Here is a 22,587-nt window from a genome sequence, read left to right on the forward strand (position 1 = left end):
CGCCTTTCCCCGGCGGAGGCCGGGGATGAGATATCGTGCAGGCTAAATTGACCGCGTCACTTGCATATCTTCCCCCGCACGCACGGGCGCAACATTGGCGGCGGGGTGTAGCGCACGAACGTCGCCGGGGCTGTCCCCCACCGCCCCAGCGCCAGCCGCGCGTCAAGATAGCGGATCGACGCCAGCGTCGCCGCCGGCGTGAAGGTGCAATGGCCGGCACCATGGACATAGGCGCTCTTGACGTTGCGCCCGCGCGCTGCCTCGCCATAGCCGCGCTGCAGCGAGGGCGAGGTCAGCCCGTCGCCGATCATCTGCACCGCCAGCAGCGGCACGGTCGGCCGGGCATTCGGCGTATAGTGCCGGATCATATAGTCGACCGCGGCCGGCTTGGCGGCAACGCGCTCGCCGCGATCGAGCCGAGCGAGATCGGCATCGAGATCGAGCCCCGCCTTGCGGTACAGCGCCTCGACCAGCGCACGGCGGCCCGATCGCGCCAGTTGGACACGATAATCGACGCCCGTGTTCCACGAAAAGGTGCCGCCGCTGCGCTGTTCCTGATCCTGTCGCGGCAGGAAGATGCCCCGGGCGAAACTACGCCCGATCTCGTCGGCCTGCGCGTCGTAATCGTCCACTGCCGGCTCCGGTTTGTCGGCGCTGGTCCAGCCGGGAATTCCACCCAATATACCGGCCAGCACGGTGCGCGCGCGGCCCTCGGGCGTCTGCATCGCGCGCTCGACCGCAGCGCCGACGCGCATCGAATTGGCGCGGTCGTCATCGATCTGGATGAGGCGAATGCCGGCATCGGGCGCGACCAACAGGCGGAAGGCATAGGCCCCGTCGAGCGCCATGTTCATCATGCCCACCGCGCCGCCGATCGACGCGCACATTGGCAGCGCGCCATCGATGGCCGGGCGGGGCTGCTCGGCCAGCGCCGTGGTGACCAGCCCGCCCATCGAATAACCCCAGCCGATCACGCGTTTCGGCGTGCCATGCGCTGCGGCGAAGGCGGCGACGGTGGCGCGCTGCGCCGGCACGGCCTCCTCGATCGACCAGCCGCCCGCGCCGTAATCCGACGCGGCTAGGGCATAACCGGCATCGAGCAGGAGCCGCCGAATGGGTTTGGGAGCGACTTCGGGCGTGCCCAGGGCCGGTGAATAGCCTCGGCTGTATAGCAGCAACGTGCCGTTCCATTTGGCCGGCATCTCTGCTGCCCAGCGTGCACCGCCGGGCAAGACGTTCGCGCCCGCACCCTGACCTGACTCCTGCTGCTGCGCCAGCGACAGGGAGGGCGCCGAAACCGTGCCCAGCGCAACCGCCAGGGCCAAAGTGCGCAGCGTCATTTCCATCTCCCAATTTCAGCTTGCATCGACGATAGTTTCGATGAAAGCGATTGCATAGAATGTTTTGCGACAAAACAATATCGGTGCGGGTCGCCGAGCACATCGCCGGGCTCTCGGCTGCGCAGCTCGGTCCGGTGACGCAGCATGCGACCCGACGCGCACTGCTCGACGCGCTCGGCGTGAAGCTCGCCGCGAGCGGGATGGCGCGCGATGCCGCGCCGTATCGCGCGGTCGCGCTGGCCCAAGGGCCCGGCCCGTCGCGCCTTCTTGGCAGCGCATTCTCCGCCCCCCCGGCGGCGGCCGCTTTGGCCAATGGCGCGCTGGCGCATGCGCTCGATTTCGGCGACACGTTCGATCCCGGCCCGGCCCATCCCAACGCAGCCTTGGTCCCCGCATTGCTCGCCTTGGCCGATGCTGATCCGTCGATCGACGGTGCGCGCTTCCTGGTGGCGATGGCGGCGGGGAGCGATCTGGCCTGCCGGCTCTCGCTGGCGCCGGCGCGTGCTTATGAAGAGGGCGGTTGGTATCCGCCGCCGTTGGTTGGCCTGATCGCCTCGGCAGCGGCGTGTGCCAAATTGCTCGGGCTCGACGCCGATGGCGTCCGTCACGCCATGGGACTGGCGCTGATGCAGGGCAGCTTTCCCGGCGAGATCAAATACGACTCGAGTTCGCCCTTGCGCGGCGTGCGCGAGGCGTTCGCAGCGCGCGGGGCGGTGGAGGCTGCATTGCTGGCACAGGCCGGCGCGCGCGCTTTTGCCGCGCCGCTCGAAGGGCGCGCCGGCTTTTTCGCAATCTATGGCGGCGGCGCGGCGCGCGAGATTCTTACTGCCGAGCTCGGCACGCGCTTCTTGGGGGACGAGGTCAGCTTCAAGCCTTGGCCATGCTGTCGCGGCACGCATGCCTATATCGAGGCGGCGCTGGCCTTGCGCGAGCGCTGCGACTGGCGCGACATCGCCCAGATCGCAGCCGAAATCGGCCCGATCCAGGAAATGCTGATCCGCCCCCAGCCGGACAAGGCCGCGCCACAGAGCGCGATCGATGCGAAGTTCAGCATCCCCTTCACCACCGCCGCCGCCTTCATCGCTGGCGGCATATCGCTCGATGCGTTCGACGATAGCGCGCGCGGCGATGCCGATGTGATCGGGCTGGCATCGCGCGTGACCGAATATCGCAATCCCGCCTGGGATCGCCGGCATGCCGCCAGCGGCGCGCTGCTTGTCACGCTACGCTCGGGCGCGCAGCTCGACCATGCGGTGCCGCACGCGATCGGACATCCGGACAACCCGCTGTCCGATGACGCGCTGATCGAGAAGTTCGTCACCTGCGCCATGCGCGCCAGCCGGCCGATGAGCAACGCGGCGGCACGCACGGTCGCGGTTCGGATCTTGGCGTTCGACGGACGATCTTCGATCTCGGAGCTACTTCGGCCAGCGTGAGCCGGCCTGGCACCCCGAAGAACTGCTCATGGCAAATCGCGGTTATCGCAATATTCCTCCGTCACCCGCCGGCACGAGCCGCGATCACGGCTAGCAATCGCAACACCGGCCTGCTGGAACGGCTGTTTCCGAGCTCGAATACGCCGCTCGCGAACGGCCAAACGGAAGCGCTTGGCGGCCCCGAATCCTCACTCCAGTGCGGCAAACAGTTCGACCACGCTAGCAGGTGCCTTCGGCCCGAAAAACCGCTCCAGGTTTCGCGCGCTTTGCGCGGCAATGGGGGTGCTCCGCAGGAACATTTCCTGCTCATACGCGGCCAATGCGCGTTCGCTGTCGCCTGGATGGGCGATCAGCGCCTGGGCCAACGTGGCGCCATCCAGCATGGCCAGGTTGGCGCCTTCTCCGGCGAAGGGCGACATCAGGTGCGCGGCGTCACCCAGCAGCGTGACGCCAGGCACCCGCTGCCACCGATCGCCCGCCGGCAGCGCATAGATCGGTCGGAGCAGCGGCGTGACCTCTTCCGCGGCGATCAGCGCCCTGAGCGGCGGTGCCCAGCGATCGAACAACTCTGCCACTTGGCCAGGGCCTGCGCCGGGCCCCGCTTGCCGCACGGCGGCCACCCAGCTTTCCGGTCGGTTGAGCGCGGCATAGACATGGATGCTGCCATCGCCGTTGCGGTGCGCCATGATGCCCTGCCCCGGCGCCACCGCGATCAGCGTGCCGCTGCCGATCGTCGCCGCTGCGGCCGCGGCGCGCGGATCTTCGGCCGGCAGGTGCGTCTCGATGAAGCAGGTCCCGGTATAGCCAGGTCGCACCTCCGACAGCAGCGACCGGACCTTCGACCAGGCGCCGTCCGCCCCGATGAGCAGACCGACCGTGACCTGCGTGCCATTGGCGAAGCCCAAACAATGCCGCCCTGCGCCCGTAGCGCGCAAGCTGTCCAGCTTGTGACCCCAGCGGATCGCGTCTCCGGGTAGCGACGTGATCAGCAGCTGGCGCAGGTCACCCCGATCGACCTCCGGGCGGCTGGAGCCGGGGTCGCCAGGCCTGTCCAACAGGATCGCCCCGTCTTGGTCGACGACGCGCTTGGCGTCCTCGCCCGGCCGGACCAGACGGTAAAACGCCTCGAGCAGCCCCGCATCGGCCAGTGCGCGCTGCCCGCCCTGCACGTGGATATCGAGCAACCCGCCCTGCGCGCGTGCCTGTGGGGAAAGTTCGGCCTCGTAGATAACCGCAGCGATGCCATGCCGTCGCAGGACACAAGCCAGCATAAGGCCGCCGAGACCGGCACCGATGATCGTAAGGGGTTCTTCCACGACGAAAGCTCCTGGCCCGCAGACGGCATGTATCGATGCCGGCTGCCCTGATGGTTGTGGAGCCGCTAGCCGGTCGATGACCCGCTTGTGCGCGACAGCATGGACAACCACGCCGTCGTTTTTCGCGACGCTAGCAAAGTAGCTGGAGCGCTGGCGAGATGCAACGGCGCATGGCCTTTGATAACCCGCCTAGGAAGCAGCTATGGCGACGCTTGAGCTTTCCCCAGGAATAGAGAATTGCCCGCGCCCTACGCCTGGGGTAGCATCGCGCCGTTCTCAGGAGTGTTCGAAGTGATCCAGCGTCACCGCTAAAGCGGCAAGATCCTCGCCGGCGGCGTGCGCCGCCCACCTAAAACTCTGTTGCGAGAACATCATGCAACAACTGAACAACAAGACGTGCGTCGTCACCGGCGCTGCGCGTGGCATTGGCCACGCCATCGCCAGCCGCTTTCACGCCGAGGGCGCCATCGTTATCGTCACCGACAGTGACGAACAGGCCGGCGCGGCAGCCGCGGCCGCAATCGGGTGCCGCTTCGAAAAGCTCGACGTGCGCGAGGAGGCCGACTGGTCTCGGCTGGCCGGGATCGTCCCCGCCGTCGACGTGGTGGTCAACAATGCTGGCGTGACCGGCTTCGAAGCCGGCATGATCGCCCATGATCCCGAACATGCCAGCCTGGCCGACTGGCGCGCGGTGCACAGCGTCAATCTCGACGGGACGTTTCTCGGCTGTCGCTATGCGATCGGCGCGATGAAAGCGCAGGGCAGCGGCGCGATCATCAATATCTCGTCCCGTTCCGGGCTGGTCGGCATCCCGCTCGCGGCTGCTTATGCCTCGTCCAAAGCGGCGATCCGCAACCACAGCAAGACAGTCGCGCTCTATTGCGCACAGCAGGGGTGGAAGATCCGCTGCAACTCGATCCACCCCGCCGCCATCCTGACCCCGATATGGGAGCCGAGCTGGGCACCGGACCCGCGCGGGAGGCCAGGATGCAGGCGCTCGTCGCCGATACGCCGCTCAAGCGCTTCGGCATGCCGGAGGAAGTGGCGGCGATCGCCGTGCTGCTGGCGTCGGACGAGGCCACCTATGTGACCGGGACCGAGATCAACATCGACGGCGGGTTGCTGGCCGGCGCCGCCGCCTCGCCCGGCTAAGGGACGCGGCGGCGTGCCATATGGCACGCCGCCGCGCGTCCCTGAGCGCTTGGCCAGTCCGGTCAGCCGCCGCCCGGCGCCTTGGAGCCGCGGGGCCGATCTTCGGGCGGCGGCACATCGCGTGGCGTGCTGCGATTCCAGTCGATGCGATAGAGATCGAAGCGCCGGTCGGCGAGGTTGCGCACGGTGCCCTCGGCGCGCGCCCAGGTCAGGTCGGCAAGGTTGACGTCGGCGATCGTCACCGTTTCGATATTCTCGCTGGCCTCGGCGGCCACGCCATCGCGGGCAAACGGGAAGTCGCACGGCGTCAGGATGCAGGATTGCGCATATTGGATGTCCATATTGTCGACGCCCGGCAGATTGCCGACATTGCCCGACAGCACGACGAAACACTGGTTCTCGATCGCGCGGGCCTGCGCGCAATAGCGCACGCGCATATAGCCTTGGCGATTGTCGGTGCAGAACGGCACGAAGATGATGCGCGCGCCTTCATCCACCAGCCGGCGGGCCAGCTCGGGAAACTCGCTGTCGTAGCAGATCAGCACGCCGACCGGCCCGATATCGGTCTGGATCACATCGACCGAACTGCCGCCCTTGATCTTCCACCAATAGGCCTCGTTGGGGGTAGGATGGATCTTCTCCTGGGCATGGACCGATCCGTCGCGCAAGCACACATAGGCGACGTTCTGGATGCTGCCATCCTCGGTCCGGGTGGGGTGCGATCCGCCGACGATGTTGATGTTGTAGCGCAACGCCATGCGGGATAGCTCGCGGACCACGGGTTCGCGATGCTCCGTCATCCGGTCAATCGCCTCCATCGGCGACAGATCCTCTTTTTCGAACGACAGCAGCGACATCGTAAACAGCTCGGGGAAGACGACGAAGTCCGAACGATAATCGGCGGCGACATCGACGAAATATTCCACGTTCTGCACGAACTCGTCGAAATCCTTCACTGCCCGGGCCTGCAGCTGCACCGTCGCCAGCCGGACGCTTTCGACGTGGCGGGGCACCCGGAAAGCCGCCGGCTCGTTAGGATCGACATAGGGGTTGCGCCACACCATGTGCGCGGCGAACCCTTCGGACGCCTTGTCATAGGGCAGATAGCGCGGCAGCACGCCGATCGGGGTGAAGCCGTTGCCGAGCTGGAAGCTGATCACCTGATCGCGGAACTCGCCGGCGGCGACGCGCGCGAGATAGTCGTCCGCACCGTCGACCTTGGCCTTGACCCTGGTGTAGCCGGGCATGCGCCCGCCGAACACGATGCCGCGCAGCTCGAGCCGCTCGGCCAGCACGCGCCGTGCTTCGTACAGACGCTTGCCGATGCGCATGCCGCGCTGGCGGTCGTCGACCGCCATTTCGATGCCATACAGCCAGTCACCCGTGGCATCGTGGCGACTGCCAAAGCCGTTGCCGGTGATCGTCGCCCAATCGTGGGGCGACAAAGCGATGGCCTCGTCGATGCGCGACGAAGCGCAATAGCCGACGATCTCCCCATCCAGCACGGCGACGAATTGACCCTCGGGGAAGTTGTTGATCTGGCCGCTAACCTGGCCCGCGCTGTAATTGCCGAAACCCGGATAGGCCCGGCTGATCAGCGCGAGAATGCCCGGCACGTCGCCGGGGACAGCCACCCGGACTTCCAGGGTCGCGGGGCTCTTCTTAAACATCACATTGCTCCACGTGGCGCGTCTGGCCATAGGTCGGGGCCGACGGGCGAAGGCTCCCCTTACCATCTGGGCCGATGCGACAAAGCCCTTATCTGTCGTTTCGGTGCTCACCTTCGCTCTTTCGACCGACAAAGAATTGCTTTCGGGCACGTTCGCCGCCACGCGCCGACAAGGGAAGCCAACCGAGATGGAGCCGTCATGACCGAGCAAACAGCCTATGTACCGCCCAAGGTGTGGACCTGGGACCAGCAGAATGGCGGCGCCTTTGCCAGCATCAATCGGCCGGTCGCCGGGCCGACGCACGACAAGGATCTGCCGGTCGGCAAGCATCCGCTGCAGCTCTATTCGCTGGGTACACCCAATGGGGTGAAAGTAACGATCCTGCTCGAAGAGTTGCTCGAGCTCGGCCATGCCGGCGCCGAATATGATGCGTGGCTGATCAAGATCGGCGACGGCGACCAGTTCGGCAGTGGGTTTGTCGAGGTGAACCCCAATTCGAAGATCCCGGCGCTGCTCGATCGCAGTGGCGCGACGCCGATCCGCGTGTTCGAATCCGGCGCGATCCTCGTTCATCTCGCCGAAAAATTCGGCGCGTTCCTGCCTGACGACCCGGCCGCGCGCGCGGAAACCTTATCGTGGCTGTTCTGGCAGATGGGCAGCGCGCCCTATCTCGGTGGCGGTTTCGGTCATTTCTACGCTTATGCGCCGACCAAGATCGCCTATGCCATCGACCGCTTCGCCATGGAGGTGAAACGCCAGCTCGACGTGCTCGACCGCCGCCTGGCGGAGAGCGAATTTATCGCCGGCGATAGCTATACGATCGCCGATATCGCGATCTGGCCGTGGTACGGCACCCTGGCCAAGGGGCTCGCTTATGACGCGGGCGAGTTTCTCCAGGTGCAGGACTATAAGCACGTACAGCGCTGGACCGACGCGATCGGGATGCGTCCGGCAGTCAAACGCGGCCGCATGGTCAATCGCCTGTCCGGTCCGCCGTCCGAACAACTCCACGAACGGCACGATGCGAGCGATTTCCTGACCAACACGCAGGACAAGGTGGCGCCGAACCCGGCCTGACCGGTGGCCTTGCGGGGTAACTTTTCGCGGTTTTCGGCAGCCCAGGATAATCGTGCAAAACGATTATAAAATCAAGACTTGTAACGCATCGCGAGATGACTCACATTCGCCCTCGTACCCACTGCAGGGTACGGTGTTTCAACAATGCGAAAGGAGGTGATCCGATGTCTCATGGTTCAGCAATGGGGTCGGTTCAGTTCGTTCGGGGGACGCACCGCTAAATTCTTTGGGATGACGGCGGGGGGTATTCTCCCCCAAGCAACGCTGCCGTCTATCGGAATTTAGCGGTCCGCATGGTCCTCCAAGCTGGAGCTTCCGGCCGCTGACCATGTTAGGAGGTTGCCGGGGTGCCGTGAGGCCCCCGGCAGCCTCTTTTCATTTGTGACGGTCCACCTTGCTGACGTTGCCCTACGATGCGGTGGTCCAGCGTTGCGAGCGTTTCAGTTCAACCCAGCTTGTTTCCCTGCGAAAGCAGGGGCCCAGGACCCAGAGCGCGCCGCCTGTGGCTCTGGACCCCTGCTTTCGCAGGGGAACTATGGGCTATCGAACGGGCCCCAACACATTGCTGGCCGGCGAAATAGTCGCTGTCCCACGCGCCGTATTTCGTGCCAACTCCCGGCACGATGGATGAAAGGTGTATCATGCAGCGTGTTCAGCGACCTCTTATGTCCTTGGCCACCACTGTGCTGCTTGCCGCGCCCGCCACGGCGCAGCATGCGCCACCGGTCGAAGAGCGTTCGATCACCGAGTTGCAGACCGCGATTGGCAAGGGCGCGTCCAGCGAGGCGATCACCACTGCCTATCTCGCGCGGATCGCGGCGATGGATCGCACCGGACCGACGCTCCGCGCTGTGATCGCGGTCAACCCGGATGCGCTGGCGCAAGCGCGCGCCGCCGACACACGGCGCAAGGCAGGCAAGTCGCTCGGGCCACTCGATGGCATTCCGCTGCTGATCAAGGACAATATCGAAACGCTCGATCCGATCGCCACGACCGCAGGCAGCCTGGCGCTGAAGGACAATGTCACGCGCCGCGATGCGCCGGTGGTGGCGCTGTTGCGCGCCCGCGGCGCGGTGATCCTCGGCAAGACCAATTTGAGCGAATGGGCCAATATCCGCTCGACCGCGTCGATCAGCGGGTGGAGCGCGATCGGCGGGCTGGTGCGGAATCCGTATGCGCTGGACCGTACCGCCTGCGGCTCGTCGAGTGGCTCAGGCGCGGCGGTGGCGGCGAACTTCGCCGCCGCCGCGTTGGGCACGGAAACCGACGGATCGGTGGTCTGTCCGGCGGCGATGAACGGGCTGGTCGGGTTGAAGCCGACGATCGGTCTGGTCAGCCGCAGCCACGTCGTGCCGATCAGCCATAGCCAGGATACGCCCGGGCCGATGGCGCGCAACGTGCGCGATGCCGCGATCCTGTTCTCGGCCATGATCGGGGTGGACCCCGCCGATCCGACGACCAAGGAGGCCGCACGCTACGCCAAGGATTACGCGCGGGGGCTATCTACTGAGGCGTTGCGCGGCGTGCGGGTCGGCGTGCTGCGGCCGGACATGACGGCAACGCTGAAGGACAAATACGAGCAGCAATTGCTGGTGCTCAAAAAGGCCGGCGCGATCCTGGTCGATGTCGAACAACCCAAGCTCGAGGGACTGGGCGACGCCGAGTTCGAGGTGCTGAAGGTCGAACTGAAAGCCGATCTGAACACCTATCTCGCGAACAGCCCGGCCGCGGTGCGGACGCGCAATCTCGATCAGGTGATCGCCTTCGACACGGCTAATGCGGGCGCGGAAATGCCGTTCTTCCGGCAGGAAATCTTCGAGATGGCGGCCAAGACGCGCGGGTTGGACGATGCCGAATATCTCGGCCTGCGCGCGAAATCGCTGCGTTTGGCCGGCGCCGAGGGGATCGATGCGATGCTCAAGACTGCCAAAGCGACGATTTTGGTGTCGCCGACTTATGGCCTGCCATGGCTCAGCGACAGTGTCAGCGGCGATCATGCCGACGGGCCGAGCGCCAGCACCTTGCCGGCCGTCGCCGGCTATCCGCATCTCACCGTGCCGATGGGGCTGGTGAAGGGGCTGCCGGTCGGCCTGTCGTTCATCGCCACGGCGTATGGCGACGATCGCGTGCTGGCGGCGGGCTATGCCTACGAGCAGGCAAGCAAGGCACGGGTCGCGCCGCGCTACCTGCCAGCCGCCGATGTCGGGCCGGGGCTGGACGGCGTCCGCTAACCCAGTTCTTTTTCCAGCAATTCGGGCCGGATATGGATCGCCGTCAGCGACATGCGCACTTCGATCAGGAACGCCGCGAAGGATGAGATCAGCAGGCCCATCGCCAACACAAACGAAATCGCCACCATCGTGCCGATATGCAGTTGCACGAGCTTGGCGATGAACAGCAACGCCACCACGATACAGGTCATCACCGCGCTCGACACTGCCAGCACCAGCGCCGCGTTGATCACCGACATGCGTCGGTCAAGCAGCCGCAATTCCCAGACGTGGCGATCATGTTCGGCGCCCGACGAGCCCGGGTGCAGCGCCTCGACCGCGCGGGCGCGATCGACCACGCGCGACAGCCGCCCGGCCAGCACGTTGAGCAATTGGCAGATGCCGGCGAGCATGAACACCGGGCTCAGCGACAGCTGGATCGCCTGGGCGATGGTAAAATAGGAATACATGGAAATGTTGTGGCGGCAGCGACGCCGGGCGGTCAAGCGCCAACCGGATGGTAACGCCTCGGCATTAGGCAAGAAGGCCATGACCAAGCCGATGCTGCTCGCCGACTTTCACCGCCTCGCGCCGCTGACGCGCGCGACGACGCTCGACGGGCTGGCGAGCGCGATCGACCCGGTCGCGGCGCAGGCGCCGGACAGCCACAAATTTCTGCGCTATCAATGGTTCGCCGCCGCGATCGCAGCCTATGGCGGCACCGCCCGGACGATCGTGGTCGAGACGGACGGCGTACCGGTGATCGCCCTACCGATGGCGCGGTTCGGCCCGAGCATCGCGCGGCTGGCGGCGATGCCGGGCTGTTACTGGCCGTTCCGCAGCTTTCCGGCGCACCTCGACGCCGACGATAGCGCCTATGCCGTGTTGGTCGAACAATTGGCCGGAACGGTCAATGCACTGCGAATTGGCCCGATCTATGACGGGGATGCCTCGCTGGAACCCTTATTGGCCGCGGCGCGTGCGCAAGGCTGGGTGACGCTCGACCGCCTGGTCGCGGAGAGCTATCTGCTCGATATGGCGGGCGCGCGAGACGAGGGCACCTGGCCGCGCAATTCGACGCTGCGCAAGAACCGCTTCCACGAAAAGCATCTCGGCGAGCATGGCCGCCTCGACTGGGATTTCGTATCGGGCGGGGCATGGGCACACGGCGGCTTCGACGACCTCGCCGCCGTTGAACAGAAGAGTTGGATCGCCGCCCGCACCGACGGCTCGGACGCCAAATTCACCGCGACCGGGCATGGCGCGTTCTGGCGCGCGACGGCGCTCGATCCCGTGCTGGCGGAGATGCTGTGGGCGGCGGTGCTGCGCGTTGACGGCGTGCCGGCCGCCTTCTCGTTCGATCTCAACGCCGGCGCGCTGAAATACGCCATCGCCAACAGCTATGACCCGGCCTTCGCCAAGCATTCGCCCGGGAAATTGCTCTATTATCGCAACCTTGCCCACGCGCTCGACGACGGCATGACCACGGTCGACTGGGGCGCCGGGGATAGCGGCTACAAAAGCGTGATCGGGGCCGCGCCGGGGCCGATGATCCGCGACTGGCTGCTGATCCGGCCGGGCTTGCCGGCGATCCTTGGGCGGGCGCTGCGCGGCATGTGGGCGCGTAGCGGCCAGGGAAAGTGAAGGCGCCTTCCTAAGGTAGACGCTTCCCCGGCGAAGGCCGGGGCCCAGTCGTGGAACCGAAAGCGATTGGCGTCGCGCTCCTTTATACCCACCTCCGCTACTGGGCCCCGGCCTTCGCCGGGGAAGCGGCTAGATCAGATGCTTCTACCTCATAACTGCCGCAACGCCCTCGCCGGCCGCACGCTCAGCATCGGCCAGGCGCCGAGCAATCCGAGAGTCATGACGCTCGCCACGCCGATCGCCAGCGTTACGGCCACGGTGCCGTAGTCGGGCAGCCATTCGAACTCGAACAGTTCCACGACGACATACCACGCCCCGCCCAGCCCCAACGCCAAGGCCAGCACGGTCAGTGCCGCGCTGAGGAAGGCATATTCGATCGCTTGACTCGCCAGCACCTGGGCGCGCGTCGCGCCTAGAGTGCGCAGGATCACGCTGTCATAGGTCCGCGCCTCGCGCGCGGCGGCGATCGCGCCGATCAGCACGGCAATACCGGCGAAGACCGCGACCGAGGTGGCGGCAGTGATCGCCGCCGCCATCTGGCTGACGATGTCGCGCAACTGGCCAAGCACGCCACGCACCTCGATCACCGAAACCGACGCGAACGGTTTCAACAATGCGCGCATCACCGTGGCTTCGGCGCCCTTGGGCAGATCGATCGTTGCGGCAAGATTGTGCGGCGCGTCTGAAATCGCATTGGGCGAGAACACCATGACATAGTTGAAGCCGAGCGTATCCCAGCTGATCCGCCGGAACGAGGCGATCCGCGCGCTGCGCTCGACGCCAAGCAGACTGTAACTGATCGGATCGCCGACCTTGAGGCCAAGCACCGTGCCGAGCCGCTCGTCGAGCGACACCAAAGGCGGCCCGGCATAGTCTTTCGGCCACCAGCGCCCCGCGGTGAGCTCGCTGCCCTCCGGCAGCGTCGCCGCATAGGTCAGGCCGCGCTCGCCGCGCAGCGCCCAGGCGCCTTCGGGCAGCACCTTGAGATCGGCGACCCGCGTCGTGCCATAACCGGTGATCGTCCCGCGCAGCGCCGGCACGGTGGCGATGTCGGCCTTGGGCTCGACCGCCAGGATCGTGCGGCGGAACTCGGGCTCGCGGTCGCGCGGCACGTCGAGCGCGAACAGGGCTGGCGCACGCTGCGGTACGGTGCGCGCGATATTGGCGTCGATGCTGGTGCGGATCGCCGCGAGCAGCACAAACAGCGTGAGGCCAAGGCCCAGCGCCACGACCAGCGCGCCGGTCCGCGCGCCGGGCCGGTGCAGTGCGGCGATGGCAAGTCGCAGCAGCGGGCGGCGCGCGCGCGGCAGCGACGCGGCGCCCTTGCGCACCAACCAACCAAATGCAGCGAGGAGCAGGAGCACGCCGGCAACCGCGGCGAGGAAGCCCGCGGTCAGCGCAGGTTGCTCGGCGGTCAGCAACGCCAGCGCCACGACGGCAAGCCCCGCCCCCCCCATCCACGGCAACGTGCGGCGCAGCGGCGCGCGGCGTTCGTCGAACACCCCGCGCAGCAGCCCGGCGGCGGGGATCGTGCCGGCGGCGACCAAGGGCGGCGCGGTGAAGGCCAACGCTATCAGCAGCCCATAAGCGGCCGCCAACGCCAGCGGAAACCATTCGATCGCAAAACTCGGCGCTACCGGCAGGACGTTGCCGGCGAGCGCAACGATGCCCGGCACCGCGATCACGCCGACGAGCAGGCCGGCCAGGATACCGGCCAAGGCAACGACGCCGATCTGCAGGATATAGATTTTGGCGATCGTGCCCGAGGTCGCCCCCAACACCTTCAATGCGGCGATGCTGCCGCGGCGACTGGCGAGATAGGAGGACACGCCGTTGCCGACGCCGATCCCCGCAATGACCAAGGCGGACAGCGCGACGAGCATCAGGAACTGCCCCATCCGCTCGACAAAGCGCGCGGCGCCCGGCGCAGCACGATCGCGCGTCTTCGCTTCCCAGCCGCCGGCCGGAAAGCGCGCCTTGAAACGATCGGCGGCGGTCTGCGGCGTGACCCCGTCGCGCAGCTTGAGCCGATACTTGCTCGTGTACATGCTACCAGGCTGGATCAGCCCGGTGCGGGCAAGCCCCTCTGACGTGACGATCGCGACCGGGCCCAGCGTGAAGCCCTCGCCGAGCCGATCGGGCTCGTTGGCGATGATGCCGCCGATGGTGAAATTGGCGCTACCGATCTTGAACACGCCGCCGGGTTTAAGGCCCAGTCGTTCGGATAAAGCGGGAGCGATCCAGACCGTCTCCGCATTCCCCCCTCGCATCACCCCAGCAGCCTCATGCGTCACCCCAGCGAAAGCTGGGGTCTTGTGCGGCTCCTGTCCCGCGCGGGCCGCTTGAGATCCCAGCTTTCGCTGGGATGACGGTTGGGCGCGAGAAGTGAAGGAGATGTTGTTCCGCCCCGCCCGCAACTCCAGCGTCCCATACAGCGGATACGCCCCATCCACCGCCTTCAGCTCGATCGGCACGATCACCGGATCCGCAGCGCTTCCGCCGACCGCCGTTGCCTGCATGCTGGCGGTCTCCGAAACCGTCCCCAGCCCCGCCATCGCCGCGCGCTCATCCGCATCCGCCGGCCGCTGCGAAACCGCGAACTCGACATCGCCACCCAGAATCAGCCCGCCCCGCGCGCTAAGCTCGCGCTCGATCGCCTGGGTTAAGCTGCCGATCGCGGCCAGCGCGCCGACGCCGAGAAACAGGCAGGCAAGCAGCAACCGTAGCCCGCGAAACTTGAGGTCGATCTCGCGGCGGGCGAGCCGCCACGCCGTCGCCCACTCGCTCACTTGGTGCGGTCCGCGACGATATGGCCGTCGGCCAGCTCGAGGATGCGATCGCAGCGCGCCGCTAGCCCGGCATCATGGGTGATCACGATCAGCGTCGCGCCCGCCGCGACCTGGCGCGCGAACAGCAAATCCATGATCGCCGCCCCGGTCGTCGTATCGAGGTTGCCCGTGGGTTCATCGGCAAACACCAACGCCGGCCGCGGACCCAAGGCGCGGGCAATGGCGACGCGCTGTTGCTCACCGCCAGAAAGCTGCGCCGGATAATGATTCAGCCGATGGCCAAGCCCGACCGCCGTCAGTTCGGCATCGGCGCGCGCGAACGCGTCGGCCATGCCGGCCAGCTCCATCGGCACGGCGACATTCTCGCGCGCGGTCATCGTCGGCAACAGGTGGAACGCCTGCAGCACGATACCGATCCGGCCGCGCCGCGCGCGGGCCAGCGCGTCCTCGTCAAGCGTGGTGAAATCGAGCCCGGCGACCTGCACCTGGCCCGCGCTGGCGCGCTCCAGCCCCGACAGCACCGCCATCAGCGAGGATTTGCCCGAACCGGACGGCCCAAGCAGCGCCAGGCTGGTGCCGCGCGCGACATCCAGGTCGATGCCGCGCAAAATCGTCGTGGGTGCGTCACTGGCGCCAAGCGTCAGGGTGACACCCCGGGCAGCGATCACCATATCGGCGTCGTTAAGGTCTGGCATGAAGGGAAAGATCGCCTTGGAACGTGGTGGATATGGATATGGGGCGGGCGCGCTGGTTCTCCAAGCGATGTTGCTGACCGGCTGCGATAGCGAACCGACGCCCGCGCCGGCGCCGTCCCCCGTACAGGCCAACGCGGCGGTCGCTGCGCAGCCGAGCCCGGCGCCGGTGGCGGGCGAGGAGCGGCTCGTGCTGGCGTTCGGCGACAGCCTGTATGCCGGTTATGGCCTGCAGCGTGGGCAGAGCCTTCCCGATGCGGTGCAGGCTCGATTGCGCGCCGACGGGATCAACGCCAAAATCGTCAATGCCGGCGTGTCCGGCGACACCACCGCAGCGGGGCGACAACGCCTCACCTTTTCACTGAACAACCTGCCCCGCAAACCCGATCTCGTTTTGCTCGGCCTGGGCGGGAATGACGTGCTGCGGCAAATCTCGCCTGCGGAAACGCGCGCCAATTTGGTGGCGATGCTCGACGAGCTCAAAAAGCGCAGTATTCCCGTGATGTTGACGGGCATGGTCGCGCCGCCAAATCTCGGGCCCGACTTCGCCGCACAGTTCAACCGCATCTGGCCCGATCTCGCGGCGCAATATGGCGCTGCGCTGTATCCGTTCATCCTCGATGGCGTGATCGGCAATCCCGCGCTGATGCAGCGCGATCGTGTGCACCCAACCGCTCAAGGGGTCGCCAAGATCGCCGACAAGGTCGCGCCCCTGGTGGCGGAGCGACTGGAACGACTCGAGCGGGATTAAGGCGCTCTCCCCTCTTTGCCGCTTCCCCGGCGAAGGCCGGGACCCAGTCGCGGAACCGGAGTTATGCGCGTTGCGCTTCGTTACCCCCATCTTCCCTACTGGGCCCCGGCGTTCGCCGGGGCGGTGCTTAGGATAGGAAACAGCCTGCCCTTAGCGCCGGCAATCCTCCGTCACGCGTTCGATCTCCGCCCAGGACGGCAGCACCAAGGTCGGATAGCCGGCCATTTCGACCACGAACCGACCCCGACTGAAGCCCATAGCTTCGAGCAATCCGTCGCGCGGCGCCAGCGACACGGCAAGCATGCCGCCGCTGGGCTGCACGGTGAGAGTCCGCAAGCTCGTCGAGGTGCGGATCGTCATCGCCACCGGCTGGTTGGACATCCCGGCTCGCGCCAATTGCACGGCATTGACGCTCAGATCGCATCGGATCGTGAAGGCAGGTGCCGCACCCGGCGGCCCGAATGAGGCGATCGAGCCGCGTGGCTCCTGCACGTAGCGCCAGTCGCCTGGCGTATACGGCCAGTCGCGCCAGTCACTGGAGAGCGGCTTGGGCGGCGGTGGGGCGTAGGTGGGCAACGGTCGCGGCGCGGGCACCGGCTTTGGCGCGGGCACCGCGGTGCAACTGGCCAGGACGCTGGCGGCGATCAGGGGGGCAAGCAGACGCATGGCGACGCTATGCGCGCTCACGGCCCTGCGCTCAACCGGACTGGGCGACAAAATCCTTCCCTTGGCCGCGCGCATCGGCGACGGAGGCACATTGGGAGGGGATGATGGACACGAAGCGACTAAAATCGATCATCGGCGGATCGGCCGGCAATCTGGTCGAATGGTATGACTGGTATACCTATGCCGCGCTGACGGTCTATTTCGCGCCGACCTTCTTCCCGGCGGGCGATCGTACCGCGCAATTGCTCAGCACGGCCGCAGTGTTCGCGGTCGGCTTCCTGATGCGGCCGATCGGCGCCTGGATCATGGGCCGCTATGCCGACAATCACGGTCGCAAGGCGGGCCTTGCGCTGTCGGTCGGGCTGATGTGCGCGGGCTCGCTGATGATCGCGCTGGTTCCCGGATACGCCACGATCGGCATTGCCGCGCCTGCCATTCTGGTGCTGGCGCGCATGCTGCAAGGCTTGTCTGTCGGCGGCGAATATGGCGCCAGCGCGACCTATCTTTCGGAAATGGCCACGCGGAAAAATCGCGGTTTCTGGTCCAGCTTCCAATATGTCACGCTGATCGGCGGGCAGCTTGCCGCGCTCGGCGTCACGTTGCTGCTGCAGGCGCTGCTGAGCGAGACGGCGATGGAGGCATGGGGCTGGCGCATCGCCTTCGCGCTCGGGGCGATCCTGGCGCTGGCGGTCTATGTACTGCGCCGCCGCCTGTCGGAGACCGCCGCGTTCGAGGCGCTGGCCAAGGACCGCCCCAAATCCGGCGCGGCGGCGCTGTGGAAGGCGCATCCGCGCGAATTCATGCTGGTCGTCGGGATTACCGCCGGTGGCAGCTTGGCCTTCTATGCCTACACCACCTATCTGCAGAAATTCCTCGTCAACACCACCGGCTTCGATCGCCAGACCGCGACAATGGTGATGACCGCGGCGCTGATCGTCTACATGGTCATGCAACCCTTGTTCGGCCATTTCGCCGATCGCTTCGGGCGCCGCCCGATGCTGTTGCTGTTCGGCTTTGGCGGCATGGCGGGGTCGGTGCCGGTGTTTAGCGCGCTGGCCGTGGTCGCGACGCCGCTCGGCGCGTTCGCGCTGACGCTGATCCCGCTCACCTTATTGTCCGCCTATACCTCGATCAGCGCCTTGGTGAAGGCGGAGCTGTTCCCGGCCCACGTCCGAGCGCTCGGCGTCGCCCTGCCCTACGCGATCGGTAACACCGCATTTGGCGGCACCGCGGAATATGTCGCTTTGTGGTTCAAGACGCAGGGCCTGGAATCGGGCTTCTATTGGTACGTCACCGCGATCATCGGTCTGGCCACGATCGGTTTCCTGCTGCTCCCCGAAACCAAACACACCAGCCTGATCGAAGATTAGGAACCGCGCGCGTCCTCGCCTGTTACGATAGCGATATAAAGGAACTCATCGATGGCCACCCCCGCAGAACCCACCCAATTGCTGATCCAGTCGAACAAGGCGGATACGATGGCGGTGAAGAGCCGCGACGGCGACAAGCTCGGCTATGTCTATGCCTTCATGGTCAACAAGCGCACCGGCCAGGCGATGTATGCGGTGCTGACGATCGGTGGGTTCCTCGGCATGGGCAAGGCATATTATCCGCTGCCGTTCAGCCTGTTGTCGTTCGACCCCGCCGCCGACGCCTATGTCGTGACCATCGACCGCCGCGTGCTGGAAGGCGGCCCCAGCTGGGCCAATAGCGCCCCCATTTTCGACCAGGCCTATGCTGACCGCGTGGCGAGCTATTACGGTTCGACCAAAGAGGACCTCAGCGTCGAAGGCTTCATCTCCGACGCACCGCCGCCATCGACTTATTGATCAGGCTGCAGCGCGATCGATACTTAGTCGTAGCCCCATCGCGGCGAGCACGGCGGTGAGCGTTTCGAGCGTCGGATTGCCAGTCTCTGACAAAGCGGCATAAAGCGCTTGTCGTCCCACGCCGGTTTTCCGCGACATCTCGGTCATGCCCTTGGAACGTGCAACGTCGCCTAGAGCGCGTGCTATATGCTTCGGGTCGCCGCCCTCCATCGACGCGTCGAGATAGGCGATGATATCTTCCTCGGTCTCGAGGTAGTCCGCCGGATCAAATGGTTTGGTTTCCAGTGTCATCGCCTATCCGATCCGTCAGCAGTTTCGCTTTATCGATATCTTTCACCTGGCTGTCCTTGTCTCCGCCCGTCAACAGCAGGACGACCACGTTGTCCCGATAGGTAAAATAAGCGCGGTAGCCGGGCCCGACGAATATTCGGAGTTCGAATACGCCGTCGCCAACGGATTTTGCGTCGCCCGAATTGCCATCCGCCAAACGACGCACACGCGCCAAAATTCTCGCTCGTCCTGCCCGATCGCGCAGATTGTTTAGCCAATCCGCAAAAACGCTGGTCTGTTCGATCGAATACCGCTGTCCTTCATACAGGACAGCAACCTTGCCGTCAATTTTGTCGTTTGGCATCTCAACCTCCGACTTAATTGATAACGATGCCCCTGCCGCCCGTTACCGCCGTCAGACCGCCAGACGTCATTCCGGTAAACAAGGCTACGCCCGGCGATTGCTTTTGAACTTCTGGCTTTTTCCATAGCGCGTCTTGCGCGTGCCCGGCTTGCCCTCGTTGCTCCGCCCCATCACGGGTAGTTTCTGCTGATCGACCGGCAGCCCCAGCTCCTCCTGCTCCAGATTGCGGATCTCGTCGCGCAACCTGCCCGCCGTCTCGAACTCCAGGTCAGCCGCCGCCGCACGCATCTGCTTCTCCAGATCCTCAATATACGCACGCAGATTGTGGCCGACCATGTGCGGGCGGTCTTCTTCGATCTCGATCGTCACCTGGTCGCGGTTCGACACGTCCTTGATGATGTCGCCGATGTTGCGCTTGATCGTCGTCGGGGTGATGCCGTGCGCCTCGTTATACAGGCGCTGCTTCTCGCGACGGCGATCCGTCTCGTTCATCGCCCGCTCCATCGATCCGGTGATGCGATCGGCGTAGAGGATCACGCGCCCGTCGACGTTGCGCGCGGCGCGGCCGATCGTCTGGATCAGCGACGTCTCGGAACGCAGGAACCCCTCCTTGTCGGCATCGAGGATCGCGACGAGGCCGCATTCGGGGATATCGAGCCCCTCGCGCAGCAGGTTGATGCCGATCAGCACGTCATACACGCCCAGCCGGAGATCGCGGATCAGCTCGATACGCTCCAGCGTCTCGACATCGCTGTGCATGTAGCGGACCTTCAATCCCGCCTCGTGCATGAACTCGGTCAAATCCTCCGCCATGCGCTTGGTCAGCGTCGTCACCAGCGTGCGATACCCGGCTTCGGCGGTCTTGCGCGCCTCGACGATCAGATCCTGCACCTGCTCCTCGACCGGCTTGATCTCGATCGGCGGATCAATGAGGCCAGTCGGGCGGATGACCTGTTCGGCGAACACGCCGCCGGTCTGCTCCATCTCCCACGTGCCTGGCGTCGCCGAGACATAGGTGGTCTGCGGGCGCATCGCATCCCATTCGTTGAAGCGCAACGGCCGGTTGTCGATCGCGCTGGGCAAGCGAAAACCATATTCCGCCAGCGTCAGCTTACGGCGGTGATCGCCGCGCGACATGCCGTTGATCTGGCCGATCGTCTGGTGGCTTTCGTCGACGAACAGCAAGGCGTTCTCGGGCAGATACTCGAACAGGGTCGGCGGTGGCTCGCCGGGCATACGCCCCGTGAGGAAGCGCGAATAATTCTCGATCCCCGCGCAACTGCCGGTGGCGGCGATCATCTCGAGATCGAAATTGGTGCGCTGCTCGAGCCGCTGCGCCTCGAGCAACTTGCCCTCCGGCACCAGTTCCTTGAGCCGCTCGGCGAGCTCGAACTTGATCGCCTCGGTTGCCTGCTTCAGCGTCGGCCCTGGCGTCACGTAATGCGAATTGGCGAACACCCGGACATAATCGAGGCTGGCGATCTTCTTGCCGGTCAGCGGATCGAATTCGACGATCTCCTCGATATCGTCGCCGAAGAACGACACGCGCCACGCGGTGTCCTCGTAATGCGACGGGAAGATTTCGAGATTGTCGCCCTTGACCCGGAAATTGCCGCGCTGGAACGCCGCATCGTTGCGCTTGTATTGCAGCGCGACGAGCTTGCGCACCACTTCGCGCTGATCGACCACCTGCCCCTTCTTGAGATCGAAGATCATCGCCGAATAGGTCTCGACCGAGCCGATCCCGTACAGGCACGATACCGAGGCGACGATGATCACATCGTCGCGCTCCAGCAACGCGCGCGTCGCCGAGTGGCGCATGCGATCGATCGATTCGTTGGTCGAGCTTTCCTTCTCGATATAGGTGTCCGACCGCGCGACATATGCCTCGGGCTGATAGTAATCATAGTAGGAGACGAAATACTCGACCGCATTCTCGGGGAAGAAGCTCTTCATTTCGCCATAGAGCTGCGCAGCTAGGATCTTGTTCGGCGCCAGGATCAGCGCCGGCCGTTGCACCGCCTCGATCACCTTGGCCATGGTGAAGGTCTTGCCCGACCCCGTAACGCCAAGCAGCACCTGATCGCGCTCGCCCGCCTCGGTCTGCGCGACAAGCTCGGCGATCGCCGTCGGCTGGTCGCCGGCCGCGGTATATTCGGAGACGAGCTTGAAGCGCTTGCCGCCTTCCACCTTGTCGGGCCGGTTGGGGCGATGCGGGATGAACGCCTGGCCGGTTTCGGGTTCGTCCAGGTTGGTGCGGATCAGAATTGCCATGGCACGAATATGGGGCGGCGAATTGCTGGCGGCAACGCTTCTTCTCCCCTCCCTGGGAGGGAGGGGTTGGGGGTGGGTTGCTCACGAGAAGCGCCCGCCCCCCCCATACCGACCCACCCCCAGCCCCTCCCTTCCAGGGAGGGGAGCCAAATGGGTGCCGCCAACTCTTCTATAGCCCTGCCCATATAAAATATCTTGCAGCACGCCCCCCCTACGCGGCAGGGGACGGCGCATGACAACGCTCGACCGCCCCCCCGTCACGATTCCCGATCATACCGCCTTCAGCACCGTCGACGTGCGCTGGGTGCGCCATTGGAACGAACATCTGTTCAGCTTCGCGGTCGATCGTCCCGCCAGCTTCCGCTTCCGCTCGGGCGAGTTCGTCATGGTCGGCCTGCCGACCGAGACCGGCAAGCCGCTGATGCGGGCGTATTCGATCTCCAGCCCGGATTATGCCGAGGAACTCGAATTTCTCTCGATCAAGGTCGAGGATGGCCCGCTGACCAGCCGCCTGCAGCTGATCCAGCCCGGCGACCAGATGTATCTCGCGCGCAAGCCGGTGGGCACCTTGGTCACCGATGCGCTGCTGCCGGGCAAACGCCTGTTCATGTTCTCCACCGGCACCGGCCTGGCACCGTTCCTCAGCCTGATGCGCGATCCGCAGGTCTATGATCTGTTCGAGCAGGTGGTGGTGGTGCACAGCGTCCGCCGGGTCAGCGATCTCGCTTTCCATGACGAGATGGTCGCCTTGCTCGCCGACGACCCGCTGGTGTCCGAGCAGGCTGCAAAGCAATTCCATTATATCCCCACGGTCACGCGCGAACCATTCCACACCAGCGGGCGGATCGGCACGCTGATCGAGGACGGCACGCTGTTTTCGCACCCGCTGGGCGGCGCCAACCAGCTCGATCCCGAAACCGACCGGGCAATGATGTGCGGTAGCTCGGCAATGATCCACGAACTCGGCGCGCGCCTCGAATCGCTGGGCTTCGTCGAAGGATCGAACTCCAAACCCGGCACCTATGTGATCGAGCGCGCCTTCGTCGACTGACATCCGCCGCCGGCCGCCCGCACTATCGGGTTGCGCCGACGGCAGGAACGCGCAAG

Annotated in this window: 18 protein-coding genes and 1 pseudogene; 9 read left to right on the forward strand and 10 right to left on the reverse strand. The window is 65.6% G+C overall.

Annotated features, from left to right (window positions below):
* Nucleotides 1–56: 56 nt before the first annotated feature.
* A complete protein-coding gene (locus U1739_RS06815) occupies nucleotides 57–1,340 on the reverse strand; it encodes an alpha/beta hydrolase (RefSeq protein WP_332705557.1) in 1,284 nt (427 codons plus the stop codon).
* Between the two features lie 59 nt (nucleotides 1,341–1,399).
* On the opposite strand from U1739_RS06815, the gene U1739_RS06820 reads away from it, so the two are divergent.
* Nucleotides 1,400–2,776, forward strand: coding sequence for an MmgE/PrpD family protein (locus tag U1739_RS06820; protein WP_332705559.1), 1,377 nt, complete (start codon nucleotides 1,400–1,402; stop codon nucleotides 2,774–2,776).
* Between the two features lie 188 nt (nucleotides 2,777–2,964).
* Here U1739_RS06820 and U1739_RS06825 read toward each other — a convergent pair whose 3' ends face one another.
* Nucleotides 2,965–4,092: an FAD-dependent oxidoreductase gene (locus tag U1739_RS06825; RefSeq protein WP_332705562.1), complete on the reverse strand. Its 1,128-nt coding sequence runs from the start codon at nucleotides 4,090–4,092 to the stop codon at nucleotides 2,965–2,967.
* 373 nt (nucleotides 4,093–4,465) lie between these two features.
* Between U1739_RS06825 and U1739_RS06830 the strand changes: the two are divergent.
* Nucleotides 4,466–5,244 (forward strand): annotated as a pseudogene (locus U1739_RS06830) (SDR family oxidoreductase).
* A 62-nt stretch (nucleotides 5,245–5,306) separates the two neighbouring features.
* On the opposite strand, the gene U1739_RS06835 reads toward U1739_RS06830, so the two are convergent.
* On the reverse strand, nucleotides 5,307–6,914 hold the full coding sequence (locus U1739_RS06835; RefSeq protein WP_332705565.1) for a GNAT family N-acetyltransferase: 1,608 nt from the start codon (nucleotides 6,912–6,914) through the stop codon (nucleotides 5,307–5,309).
* Nucleotides 6,915–7,112: 198 nt separating this feature from the next.
* Between U1739_RS06835 and yghU the strand changes: the two genes are divergently transcribed.
* Nucleotides 7,113–7,991, forward strand: a complete 879-nt coding sequence (gene yghU / locus U1739_RS06840; protein ID WP_332705568.1) for a glutathione-dependent disulfide-bond oxidoreductase — start codon at nucleotides 7,113–7,115, stop codon at nucleotides 7,989–7,991.
* A gap of 665 nt (nucleotides 7,992–8,656) precedes the next feature.
* On the forward strand, nucleotides 8,657–10,222 hold the full coding sequence (locus tag U1739_RS06845; RefSeq protein WP_332705571.1) for an amidase: 1,566 nt from the start codon (nucleotides 8,657–8,659) through the stop codon (nucleotides 10,220–10,222).
* On the opposite strand, the gene U1739_RS06850 is transcribed toward U1739_RS06845, so the two are convergent.
* The gene (locus tag U1739_RS06850) at nucleotides 10,219–10,671 is read right to left on the reverse strand and encodes a DUF2721 domain-containing protein (protein ID WP_332705574.1); all 453 of its coding nucleotides are present in this window, start codon (nucleotides 10,669–10,671) and stop codon (nucleotides 10,219–10,221) included. The genes U1739_RS06845 and U1739_RS06850 overlap by 4 nt on opposite strands.
* 79 nt (nucleotides 10,672–10,750) lie before the next feature.
* On the opposite strand from U1739_RS06850, the gene U1739_RS06855 reads away from it, so the two are divergent.
* Nucleotides 10,751–11,845: a GNAT family N-acetyltransferase gene (locus U1739_RS06855; RefSeq protein WP_332705577.1), complete on the forward strand. Its 1,095-nt coding sequence runs from the start codon at nucleotides 10,751–10,753 to the stop codon at nucleotides 11,843–11,845.
* 149 nt (nucleotides 11,846–11,994) lie between these two features.
* Here the strand turns inward: U1739_RS06855 and U1739_RS06860 are convergent, their stop codons facing one another.
* Nucleotides 11,995–14,634 (reverse strand): ABC transporter permease, encoded by a 2,640-nt coding sequence (locus U1739_RS06860; protein WP_332705580.1) that lies wholly within the window; start codon nucleotides 14,632–14,634, stop codon nucleotides 11,995–11,997.
* Nucleotides 14,631–15,329: an ABC transporter ATP-binding protein gene (locus tag U1739_RS06865; protein ID WP_332705583.1), complete on the reverse strand. Its 699-nt coding sequence runs from the start codon at nucleotides 15,327–15,329 to the stop codon at nucleotides 14,631–14,633. The genes U1739_RS06860 and U1739_RS06865 overlap by 4 nt, the downstream gene beginning before the upstream one ends.
* On the opposite strand from U1739_RS06865, the gene U1739_RS06870 reads away from it, so the two are divergent.
* Nucleotides 15,328–16,077, forward strand: a complete 750-nt coding sequence (locus U1739_RS06870; protein WP_332705586.1) for an arylesterase — start codon at nucleotides 15,328–15,330, stop codon at nucleotides 16,075–16,077. The two genes, U1739_RS06865 and U1739_RS06870, sit on opposite strands and share 2 nt — an antisense overlap.
* Nucleotides 16,078–16,227: 150 nt before the next feature.
* Here the strand turns inward: U1739_RS06870 and U1739_RS06875 are convergent, their stop codons facing one another.
* Nucleotides 16,228–16,764: a hypothetical protein gene (locus tag U1739_RS06875; RefSeq protein WP_332705589.1), complete on the reverse strand. Its 537-nt coding sequence runs from the start codon at nucleotides 16,762–16,764 to the stop codon at nucleotides 16,228–16,230.
* Nucleotides 16,765–16,847: 83 nt separating this feature from the next.
* Between U1739_RS06875 and U1739_RS06880 the strand changes: the two genes are divergently transcribed.
* Nucleotides 16,848–18,113, forward strand: a complete 1,266-nt coding sequence (locus U1739_RS06880) for an MFS transporter (RefSeq protein WP_332705592.1) — start codon at nucleotides 16,848–16,850, stop codon at nucleotides 18,111–18,113.
* Nucleotides 18,114–18,164: 51 nt separating this feature from the next.
* Nucleotides 18,165–18,572, forward strand: a complete 408-nt coding sequence (locus tag U1739_RS06885; protein ID WP_332705595.1) for a PRC-barrel domain-containing protein — start codon at nucleotides 18,165–18,167, stop codon at nucleotides 18,570–18,572.
* On the opposite strand, the gene U1739_RS06890 is transcribed toward U1739_RS06885, so the two are convergent.
* The 3 genes from U1739_RS06890 to uvrB form a co-directional block, all read right to left on the reverse strand.
* Complete coding sequence (locus U1739_RS06890; RefSeq protein WP_332705598.1) at nucleotides 18,573–18,863, reverse strand: addiction module antidote protein; 291 nt, start codon at nucleotides 18,861–18,863, stop codon at nucleotides 18,573–18,575.
* On the reverse strand, nucleotides 18,838–19,206 hold the full coding sequence (locus U1739_RS06895) for a type II toxin-antitoxin system RelE/ParE family toxin (protein WP_332705601.1): 369 nt from the start codon (nucleotides 19,204–19,206) through the stop codon (nucleotides 18,838–18,840). Before U1739_RS06895 ends, U1739_RS06890 begins: the two co-directional genes overlap by 26 nt.
* A gap of 84 nt (nucleotides 19,207–19,290) precedes the next feature.
* Nucleotides 19,291–21,480 (reverse strand): excinuclease ABC subunit UvrB, encoded by a 2,190-nt coding sequence (gene uvrB, locus U1739_RS06900; RefSeq protein ID WP_332705603.1) that lies wholly within the window; start codon nucleotides 21,478–21,480, stop codon nucleotides 19,291–19,293.
* A 232-nt stretch (nucleotides 21,481–21,712) separates the two neighbouring features.
* Between uvrB and U1739_RS06905 the strand changes: the two genes are divergently transcribed.
* Complete coding sequence (locus U1739_RS06905) at nucleotides 21,713–22,531, forward strand: ferredoxin--NADP reductase (protein ID WP_332705606.1); 819 nt, start codon at nucleotides 21,713–21,715, stop codon at nucleotides 22,529–22,531.
* The last annotated feature ends 56 nt before the right edge of the window (nucleotides 22,532–22,587 follow it).

This window comes from Parasphingomonas puruogangriensis, assembly GCF_036663635.1.
Classification (GTDB): Bacteria; Pseudomonadota; Alphaproteobacteria; order Sphingomonadales; family Sphingomonadaceae; genus Sphingomonas.

Bases quoted from the DNA above. Each gene is read 5' to 3' on its own strand.
- U1739_RS06905 (WP_332705606.1), top strand. From the start codon at position 21,713: ATGACAACGCTCGACCGCCCCCCCGTCACGATTCCCGATCATACCGCC.
- yghU (WP_332705568.1), top strand. From the start codon at position 7,113: ATGACCGAGCAAACAGCCTATGTACCGCCCAAGGTGTGGACCTGGGAC.
- U1739_RS06870 (WP_332705586.1), top strand. From the start codon at position 15,328: ATGAAGGGAAAGATCGCCTTGGAACGTGGTGGATATGGATATGGGGCG.
- U1739_RS06890 (WP_332705598.1), bottom strand. From the start codon at position 18,863: ATGACACTGGAAACCAAACCATTTGATCCGGCGGACTACCTCGAGACC.
- U1739_RS06880 (WP_332705592.1), top strand. From the start codon at position 16,848: ATGGACACGAAGCGACTAAAATCGATCATCGGCGGATCGGCCGGCAAT.
- U1739_RS06815 (WP_332705557.1), bottom strand. From the start codon at position 1,340: ATGACGCTGCGCACTTTGGCCCTGGCGGTTGCGCTGGGCACGGTTTCG.
- U1739_RS06845 (WP_332705571.1), top strand. From the start codon at position 8,657: ATGTCCTTGGCCACCACTGTGCTGCTTGCCGCGCCCGCCACGGCGCAG.
- U1739_RS06850 (WP_332705574.1), bottom strand. From the start codon at position 10,671: ATGTATTCCTATTTTACCATCGCCCAGGCGATCCAGCTGTCGCTGAGC.
- U1739_RS06865 (WP_332705583.1), bottom strand. From the start codon at position 15,329: ATGCCAGACCTTAACGACGCCGATATGGTGATCGCTGCCCGGGGTGTC.
- U1739_RS06885 (WP_332705595.1), top strand. From the start codon at position 18,165: ATGGCCACCCCCGCAGAACCCACCCAATTGCTGATCCAGTCGAACAAG.
- uvrB (WP_332705603.1), bottom strand. From the start codon at position 21,480: ATGGCAATTCTGATCCGCACCAACCTGGACGAACCCGAAACCGGCCAG.
- U1739_RS06895 (WP_332705601.1), bottom strand. From the start codon at position 19,206: ATGCCAAACGACAAAATTGACGGCAAGGTTGCTGTCCTGTATGAAGGA.
- U1739_RS06855 (WP_332705577.1), top strand. From the start codon at position 10,751: ATGACCAAGCCGATGCTGCTCGCCGACTTTCACCGCCTCGCGCCGCTG.
- U1739_RS06820 (WP_332705559.1), top strand. From the start codon at position 1,400: ATGTTTTGCGACAAAACAATATCGGTGCGGGTCGCCGAGCACATCGCC.
- U1739_RS06835 (WP_332705565.1), bottom strand. From the start codon at position 6,914: ATGTTTAAGAAGAGCCCCGCGACCCTGGAAGTCCGGGTGGCTGTCCCC.